Source organism: Nostoc cycadae WK-1, assembly GCF_002897135.1.
Lineage (GTDB): Bacteria > Cyanobacteriota > Cyanobacteriia > Cyanobacteriales > Nostocaceae > Nostoc_B.
The window spans coordinates 177,677-186,939 of record NZ_DF978430.1 but is presented as its reverse complement, the minus strand read 5'-3'; the positions used below and the strand labels follow the sequence as shown (position 1 = coordinate 186,939).

Genomic DNA, 9,263 nt, shown 5'->3' with positions numbered 1-9,263 from the left:
GGTTGTGCAGACAACTGATTAACAGTTGTAATTTGCTCGTTAGCTTCTCCTGCTAAAGCGCTGTTAGCCGCTAATAAGGTCGCAGCTAAAACTGCTGGACTGACTTTCAGAACATTCCAAAAAAGTTTTGTCATTATCTTAACTCTCACTCACACCCACTAGTGCAATATATGGCTGTATTTTGGCTACAATTGCTGCTTTTTTTCAGGGTATACACATATAATTACAGGCATCAATATACCAGATACGATGCAATTATCACAAGTCAATAAACATTGTTTTTAACTATAGTTTGTGTTGTAAATTTATTTGGTAAACGCAAAATAATCCGACGTTTGTATCTTAATAAGACCCCTTGTTCTTCAAACTGTTGTAATAGTCTTGTAATTGTCACCCTAGTTGTGTTTAAAACTTCTGCTATTTCCTGATGGGTGATGTTGATATCGATAACTTTATCTTGTTCAACATTGCGACCAAACTTATCACTGAGCCATAATAAAAATTTCCATAAGCGCAGGGAAATTGGTTTGAGATGAACTATGCTTAAAAGTTCTTCTGACTGTTGAATATGGTTAAATAAACCTTCAATCTCTTGATGCCACAAATAAGATGGTACAATGCTGACCTCTACGCTTGTAAGGCACTCAATTTGGTAGGGTTTAACTTTCGATAAAGGAGAGCCAATTAAATCTCCTGGCCCCCAATAACCTAAAGTGATGAATGTTCCATCTTCAGCCCAAGTTAGGGTACGAACTGCACCCCTATCTATGCGCCATATTACCTCATTTCGTAGGGGAATAATTTCTTTTCTGGCAAATATTTTTACTGATAGTTGTTCGCTTACAGATGCCGTGGAGAATGTTGGTGTCAAACTGGTGGATGTCATTATAAATTTTATGGTATGTAGTGAATGTTTTGACAGGTTTACAAGGCGATCGCAGCAATTATGCTAATTATTTAAGTGATTTTTGGTAATATTTAACAGCTAGTTGCTTGATAAATTCAAAATAATTTGTAGATAAATAATAGATTGCTGATTATGTGGCTAATTAAATATTTTGATGTGGTTTATTAGCGGAGATGGAAGATTTTGCGATCGCAATAACTGCTGGTTTAGGGGGTGCATTAGGGGTTTTATCAGGCCAATTAGAACCAATGGGAACTTGACGAGTTTGTAATAATTCTTCGCCTGTGGTAGCGGTAACGATAAATTGTCGGATCTCGATCGCTTGGTCTTTACGAGTCCCATTTATTTCACCAGGGTGTTGTATGGATAAAAACATCGTTATCTGATCATTTGTGAAACAGGGGCCTGTAGTTTCACATTCCATTGGTGCTGTGGCAAATAAAAAAGCTTTACCTGCATCTGTACCACTGGTAGGAATAAACCATACAGAGTTATTGCCAAATAACCCAGACAAGCTAACAGATTTTCCTGGTTCAGCGTTGCGGTTATTCACCGCATGATTGAGTTTGGCGGTGGAAATATCTGTTACCATCCAGACGTTACCTTGAGGATCTAGTAATAAATTATCTGGATTGGCAAAACCCATACCGCCTGCGGCTGGTTCTCCACCTGTGGCTAACATTTGCCAATGAAAAGTCATGGCGGCGGGGTCGTTGTTATCTTCGGTTAAACGCATCACCCAACCATATTCATAACCTGCTTCACCTTTGGGACTTTTAAAAACTCGCAGATCAGAACCACCTTGTTTGTCAGGCGCACCAGAAGTAAAACTGATGTATAAATCCCCATTAGGGGCAATTTCCGTATCTTCTGGACGCGCTGTGCAGGTAGCACCAGCTGCATTGGCGGCGTAATGTGCATCAATTAAAATTGCGCCTTGCTGTTCTTCGGTGTTACCAGTGTAAAGGTCTGCGAGTTTTTGATATTTTTGTTTGTATTGTGCGATCGCCTCATCTTTAGTAATGGGTAAATAACCCGCCTTCAGGTCGGATTTTTCTGCTTTAGCGCCTATTGGTAACAATATAATATTGCCAGCAATACTACTGGGAACATCTGGATTAATAGGAGTCTCTGCTTGGAGTGCTATCCAGCTACCTGTACCATCGGCGTTGAATTTGGCTGCGTACAGCATTCCCTGTTGTAATAATTGAGAATTAACCTTGTCTTGGGGATTCGTTACCTGATCACGACTGACAAATTTATATATGTGTCCTCCCCGGCGATCGCACCCTGAATAAAAAGCTAGTGGTTTCCCGGCTTCTACTCGCACACCCACAGCTTCATGGCGATAACGTCCTAACCAAGTATGTTTTGTACCGTAATCTTGGCGGTTAGCAGGGTCAATTTCCACAATCCAACCATATTTATTCCCGGCTAAACCAAACACATTCCCTTGACCGAATAATTCCTCATCACCCAAAGCAAACGGTAGTGTGCTAGGGTCAAAAGCTGTACCATCGGCATACACTGGTTCTGGGACTTGGGCTTGAAAATTTTCTTCGGCGCTGAGAACTGTACCCCAAGGTGTTGTTCCCCCCGCACAGTTAGCAAAAGTGCCGATAATGCGATCGCCAAGTTTATCAATATATCCCTGACCTGTTTGTTTGCCAAATACTGCAACCGCGGGGCCAGTAGCTTTTAAATAGCGATTATCTGTTAAGCCAGAAATACCACTAATCCTTCTATCTGCTGGGGAATTAGTTCTTTCCCACTGACCATTAGCTGTTTTACGCAGCGAAATCACCCCTAAACCTTGGTCTAATAAAGCTGCTTGACAAATTTCTGCAATTTTAGGTTTTACTGGGTCATTATCTGGCAAAGCATAAGCATTAATCGCACTTTTTCCTAAGTTTGTGCTTGCTAAAGCTACTTTCACATCGGCAAATGGTAACGATTTACCAATCACTTGCTGATATGCTTCCATCCAAGGAATAGCGCTGATATATTCAAAGTTCACTGCTAGATAACCAGCATTTTCTCCCGTCGGTATAAACGATAAATAGTCGTTGTTGTACCCAAAGCGCGAATCACCAACTTGATCACCCCAAGCAGCAATTACTTGATATTGAAACCCTTCTGGCAGTACCAAGTCATCAACTACTTCATAACTACTATATTGGACTTGCTGCTGTTCTGGGTTAAAGCCTGCGGTTTCTAAGGGTATTGGCCCCTTAATGGGTTGAAACGAAAATACAGATTCCCCTACTGATGATGTGCTTTTTTGCGTCGTAGTATTTTGACCGCAACTTGTAAGGTTAATAAGCGCTAATGCACTAGCGCTACCTCCCATTAATAGTAAGAAATCTCGACGCTGAATAGTCATTTATATCGGTAAAGCGATATTTATTGTGCTTGCGGATACTTTAATCATGCAAGGTTAAGAATAGGTAAAAATTTAGTGAAATCTAACTTAGTTAAGCAAGTTTTAACTTTTTGGGTAATCCAAAATAATAGGAAGTTCAAATCCGCTAATTCTTCAAAAAGTCGGATATTTCTTTACTTATGAGCAAAAAAAAGCGAGAATTGGCATGTGTAATTTCCAATTCTCGCTTTTTTTAAAGTTGTATTTAGTAACACAATATTTGCTAAATAATCAATTCCGTAATTGGGAAAAATCTATCATCAATTGTGTTTAAGTGCGTTGACCAGTAACAATATATGCTACTCTTTGACCAATATTAGTAGCATGATCGGCCATACGTTCCAGACAACGAATTGCCAGCGCCAACAGGATAATTGGCTCTACAACTCCAGGTATATCTCGTTGTTGAGCTAAAGTTTGATAAAGGCGATCGTAAGCATTATCAACAGCATCATCTAGATGCTTAATTCCCCGGCCACCAGCTTCATCTAAATCTGCCAAAGCTACCAAGCTAGTTGCTAACATCGCCTGTGCATGGTGTGACATGATTTCAATTTCTGGCAAAGATGTATGAGGCTCATAAGGAAAGAGTTTAATGGCAATTTTAGCTAAATCTTTAGCATAGTCACCTATGCGTTCTAAATCTCGGACTAATTGCATGAAAGCACTTAAACAGCGCAAATCTTGGGCTGTTGGCGCTTGTGTCATAATTGCTGTGCAGTCTGATTCTATTTGTCTATAAAAACGGTCAATTTTTTTATCTAATTTGGGTAGTTCTTCAGCAGCTATTAGGTTACGAGCAAATAACGCTTGGTGGCTGAGGCGAAATGATTGTTCTACCAAAGCTCCCATACGTAAAACATCTCGTTCTAAGCGCCTGATAGCGCGTGCTAACTGAGAACTGTCAGGGTTGGGATTATAAACGACAGCTTCCACACTTGTATTCTCAAAAGTGAAGATACTATTAACTATAGTCTTGGCTTTGAGAGTTCGCCACAACTTCGGGAAGTATCACCTGCATCCAAGCACCACCTGTTTGGGGGTGATTCATGGCTTTGATGGAACCACCGTGAGCTAAAAGAATTTGTCGGACGATCGCTAATCCTAAACCATTCCCGACAATCGATCCAATAGAATTATCGGCTAAGGATGAATGAGTTCTGGCTTTATCTCCGCGATAAAAGCGCTCAAAAATATGGGGTAAATCTGCTTCCGAAAAACCTGTACCTGAATCAATTAAATTAAGTTCTAAGGTGGGATGTATAGAATTATCTTGATGATGATCTTCAAAAAATGTAATTTTTGCTTCCACTTGAATGTTTGTGCTAGGAGAACTGTATTTAATACTATTGTCTAGCAAGTTGAGAAAAACTTGATAAATCCGGGCTTGATCGGCTTTAATCCAAATGTCTTCTGGCCCCGAATAGCTAAGAGAGAGATGTTGTCGTTGTGCTAAGGGTTCTAAAGTTTCCCACACAGATACAATTAGCGATCGCACTTCCACTGGCTCTAGATGCAATTGCATTTTGGGGTTAGCTTCAATTTGTGTCAGTTCTAACCAACCTTGAACCAAGCTAATAAGTCTGTCAACTTCTTGCATCAGGCGATCAACCCAGCGATTTAACGGTGGTTCTAAGCGATGTTGTAAGGTTTCTGCAACGAGCCGAATGGAAGTTAAAGGCGTTCTCAGTTCGTGAGCTAAATCAGAAAATGAGCGATCGCGTTCTTGATTTACGTCTAGCAGTGGTTGACGATTTTCTAGAAATACACCAACTTGGCCATTGGGTAAGGGCAAGCCAGATGCCCGTAAAGTCATAGACTTGATGGTGGGTAATTCTGCTGGATTGTCGGATGAGGGATGAAATAACCACTCTTTAGTTTGGGGTTTTTGGCGATCGCGTATTTGCTCAATTAATCTGTCTAATTCATAGGAGCGTACTAACTCTAATAACAAGCGTACTTGTCCTGGTTGCCATCTTTGCAGATATAAAATTTCTCTTGCTTGTTGGTTACACCACAGCAGTTGATTTTCTTCATCTACTTGCAAATATCCCATTGGTGCAAAATCCAACAGGTCTTGATATGTTTGCAGGGATTTTTGCAAATCTTGGCGCTGCTGCTGTAATGTCTTGATTTCCTGACGCAAACGGGGTAAAAGCGGTAAGGCTAAATCAGTAGATTTAGAGTAGGGTTGCAAAACTCTCTCTAGGTAACGGTTTAGTTGAACCTGTTGCCAAATCCAAAAACCGATACCTACCGCCAAACCTAGAATAAATCCCAATAAGAACATTATGAGTCCCAGTTGCTAGTTGCGTCGTGATTAATAAACTAACAACTATCTTCATCGATTATCCGAATCGATAGCCAAATCCTCTTACAGTCACAATATATTCAGGATGGCTAGGATCTAATTCTAATTTCTCTCGTAACCAGCGAATGTGAACATCCACAGTTTTGCTATCCCCAACGAAATCTGGCCCCCAAACCTGATCCAACAACTGCTCCCGCGACCAAACTCGCCGCGCATAACTCATAAACAATTCCAACAACCGGAATTCTTTTGGGGAAAGGTTCACTTCTTGACCCCGCACTAACACACGACATTCTTGCGGGTTTAAGGTAACATCTTTGTGTTTCAGAACTGGTAGCTGCGGTAGAGTGCTTAAACGTTGGCGACGCAGCAGTGCGCGACACCGAGCCACTAATTCCCGCATACTAAAAGGTTTGGTGAGATAGTCGTCTGCACCGACTTCTAAACCCAACACGCGATCGGTTTCACTACCCTTAGCACTGAGCATCAAAATCGGCACTGGATTGCCTTGATGGCGTAGCAAGCGGCAAATATCTAGACCATTGATTTGCGGTAACATCAAGTCAAGAATTACCAAATCAAAGGGAAACTCGCCTGAATTGGCTTCAAAGTTTTTGAGATACTCGATCGCTACCCGCCCATCTGGCGCTGTTACGACCTCATAACCTTCCTCTTCCAAGGCTACAGATAGCATCTCTTGGATTAACTCTTCATCTTCTACCACTAGAATCTGGCTGGTGTGTCCGATATCTGCTCTAGCAGAATACTTGGTCGATTCACTGGTGTACATTGATATCACAAAAGTCTGCCCTGTGCTTGTATCAATATGAGAATTGAGTCAATTATCTAACTTCTCGGTGCATTTACAGTCGCACCGTCGCAAATTAATTTGCAAAAAGTAACATATGTAACAGCTATATCTACAAATATTATAAAGCAGATTTATTGCATATTGGCAAGAAAAATTCTTTGTCAAACTTAGAGCGACAGTTATGATAAAGCTTGCTTTTACTGATTATAAGTGGCAAAGTTAGGTGATTTTACACCGCCACATCGCTGAAAAACAAGCTTTTTACCACACCCTACATATATTCTCATTCCAGCAGCCATTCTCTATTGACAAGGGCTAATGAGTTTGAGTATAGTAATTAGTACAAAAATACTACTACTTTCCCAGTAGAAACCATACTTACAAAAAGCAGTACGGTAAATTTACATCGTAATCCAGTTTCAGTATTTCTTCATTCCAGTATTTGTACTGAACAAAAACTACTGTTTTAAAGGTTACTCTGATGTCTGCATAGGGTAGCTATTGGTATGGTTTGTTACCCCATCAATTCATTGCTAATTAAGGGAGTTCGAGTATGACTTCAGTTGCAGTTAAAGATAGCAAACAGCAACTAATACAAGCATTTCAACAAATTTTAACTGAAAGAAAAAAATTAGAATCAAAAATTGCTACTAAACAAGAAGAAGCAGAAAAAGTCAAAAACCAAGAAATTTTAACTGCGGCTTCTACATATACAGTTGATAGCATTGTTAAAGGTTTAGCTGATTTACAATTGGAATTTGGGAGTATTGTCAATTCTCTGGCAGAAAAGTTAGCTAAAGAAAACTCCAAGTTAGATGAACTAAACAGAGGTATAGAAATTGCCACTCAACATCTGCAAGAATTACAAAAAATCAGAATTGTCGCAGATACATTAGATATTCTCACTCAAGAACATCAAGAAAAATTAAAAACTCTTGAACAAGATACTACCAGTAAGAAAGAGGCAATTGAAAAAGAAATTGCTCTTAAGCGTAAAGAATGGCAAAAGGAACAGTCAGAGTATGAAGAAGCAGTCATAGCATACAATGATGTGACTAATAAAGAACGCCAACAAGAACAAGAAGAATATCAATATAAACTAGAAACTACTCGCAAGCTTAATACAGATGCTTATGAAGCTAAGAAACGCAACTTAGAAAGAGATATTCAAGAGAAAACACAAGAAAAAGAAAAAGATTGGGCTGAACGGGAAAAACTTCTATCTAGTAATCAATCTCTGTTTAAAGAATATCAACAAAAAGTTACAGCTTTTCCTGGTGAATTGGAAGAAGCAGTTAAAAAGGCGAGAGAAGAAGCAATTAAAGAAACCAGTCAAAAAGCTAAAATCGAAGCTGATTTATTTGAGAAAGAATGGGAATCTAGCAAGCAAAGCTATGAACAAAAAATTCAAAGCTTGGAAGAAACCATTATAAAGCAAGTAGAGCAAATAGAAAGTATTTCTACACAACTACAGGCTACTCTGAAGCAAGCACAAGATTTGGCAATGAGAGCTTTTGGTAATTCTGCTGCTAAATAGGCAGTTCTTATCTAAATAGTTGCGAATAATAGGAGATTTATAATGGCTAGTAAAAAACTCACAGATAAGAATACAAAAGCAGAAATTTTGCAAGCTTATGAAGAATTGACAAAGGAAGCTTCAGGACTCAAAACCCAAATAAATCAAGCTACAAAAGCTAATCAAAATGTCGATGTAGATATAGAAAAGCCAAAAGTAGAACCAAATACAATTATGACTCAGCCAGCAACTATCCAACAGAAGATGAATTTCACAATTGAAAGTTTAGCTAAAATTCAATTAGGCTTCGGTAGTGCGGCAAATGAGCTATCAGAACAGTTAACCACACAAGCTTCTAAATTAGGAGAAATTAGGCAATCTGTAGAAACTGAAATTACAGCGTTAAAACAACTACATAACTTAGAAGTTGCAGAGGATACATTAGATATTTTGATTACAGCCTATGAAGATAATTCTAAGGCATATCAGGAAGAATATAGTCAACGTTATGAAGTCTTATCACAAGATATACTTGAGCAACGTATTGCTTGGCAAAAAGAACAAGAAGAATATAAGCAGTCAATTAAAGAACGCAATGATAGTTTAAATAAAACCAGACAACGAGATACAGCAGGGTATAAATATGATTTAGAACTGCAACGCAAATTGGAATCTGATGAATATGAACAAGTGCAAAAAACTTTATACAAGCAGTTAGAAGAATTTCAACAAGCTACAGAAAAACAATGGAATGAACGTGAAAAACAAATTGTAGAACGAGAAACGCAATTTGTAGAAGCTAAAGCTAAGGTAGAATCCTTCCCGAAAGATAAAGAAGCAGCCTTGAAAAAAGCTACAGAAGAAGGTAAGGGTATTGCTCATTATCAGGCGAAAGTAAAATCAGATTTATATGGGAAAGAAGTAGAGGGACAAAAACGTTTTTATGAGCAGAGGTTACAATCTCTAGAACAAACTATCAACAATCAAGAAACACGTATTCAGAATCTTTCTAAACAGTTAGACTCGGCTTTGAAACAAGTTCAAGATTTGGCAGTTAAGGCTATTGAAGGTACTGCAAATGTCAATTCTTATCAGGCTATTAAGGAAATAGCTTTAGAACAGGCAAAAAGCCAGGTAAAAAATAAATAGTTAGGATACAAATAAAATAATTTAGAGACGTAATTACTATTACGTCTCTATTATTTAAGCATAATTGATTATGAGTTTTTATTGATAATTAGGGATCGGTTTTATTTGGTTTACCGTTGTTCAAAGGTTTCTTGCGAGGAGTGCTAG

7 protein-coding genes are annotated in these 9,263 nt (G+C 38.7%); 2 read left to right on the top strand and 5 right to left on the bottom strand.

Translation table 11 applies throughout. From position 1 onward, the window contains the following. Window positions 1–265: 265 nt before the first annotated feature. From NCWK1_RS16000 to NCWK1_RS15980, 5 genes are all read right to left on the bottom strand, one after another. On the bottom strand, window positions 266–886 hold the full coding sequence (locus NCWK1_RS16000) for a Crp/Fnr family transcriptional regulator (protein ID WP_096576885.1): 621 nt from the start codon (window positions 884–886) through the stop codon (window positions 266–268). A gap of 163 nt (window positions 887–1,049) precedes the next feature. Beyond that, entirely contained in the window at window positions 1,050–3,290 is a 2,241-nt protein-coding gene (locus NCWK1_RS15995) for a PhoX family protein (RefSeq protein WP_103125388.1), read from the bottom strand. Window positions 3,291–3,599: 309 nt separating this feature from the next. Then, window positions 3,600–4,265, bottom strand: coding sequence for a phosphate signaling complex protein PhoU (gene phoU, locus NCWK1_RS15990; protein ID WP_103125387.1), 666 nt, complete (start codon window positions 4,263–4,265; stop codon window positions 3,600–3,602). Window positions 4,266–4,293: 28 nt separating this feature from the next. Further along, the gene (locus NCWK1_RS15985; RefSeq protein WP_103125386.1) at window positions 4,294–5,619 is read right to left on the bottom strand and encodes a sensor histidine kinase; all 1,326 of its coding nucleotides are present in this window, start codon (window positions 5,617–5,619) and stop codon (window positions 4,294–4,296) included. Between the two features lie 58 nt (window positions 5,620–5,677). Next, entirely contained in the window at window positions 5,678–6,430 is a 753-nt protein-coding gene (locus NCWK1_RS15980; protein WP_096576877.1) for a winged helix-turn-helix domain-containing protein, read from the bottom strand. 574 nt (window positions 6,431–7,004) lie between these two features. On the opposite strand from NCWK1_RS15980, the gene NCWK1_RS15975 reads away from it, so the two are divergent. Both NCWK1_RS15975 and NCWK1_RS15970 read left to right on the top strand, forming a co-directional pair. After that, window positions 7,005–7,988, top strand: a complete 984-nt coding sequence (locus NCWK1_RS15975) for a coiled-coil domain-containing protein (protein ID WP_103125385.1) — start codon at window positions 7,005–7,007, stop codon at window positions 7,986–7,988. A 42-nt stretch (window positions 7,989–8,030) separates the two neighbouring features. Next, window positions 8,031–9,116, top strand: coding sequence for a hypothetical protein (locus tag NCWK1_RS15970; RefSeq protein ID WP_103125384.1), 1,086 nt, complete (start codon window positions 8,031–8,033; stop codon window positions 9,114–9,116). The last annotated feature ends 147 nt before the right edge of the window (window positions 9,117–9,263 follow it).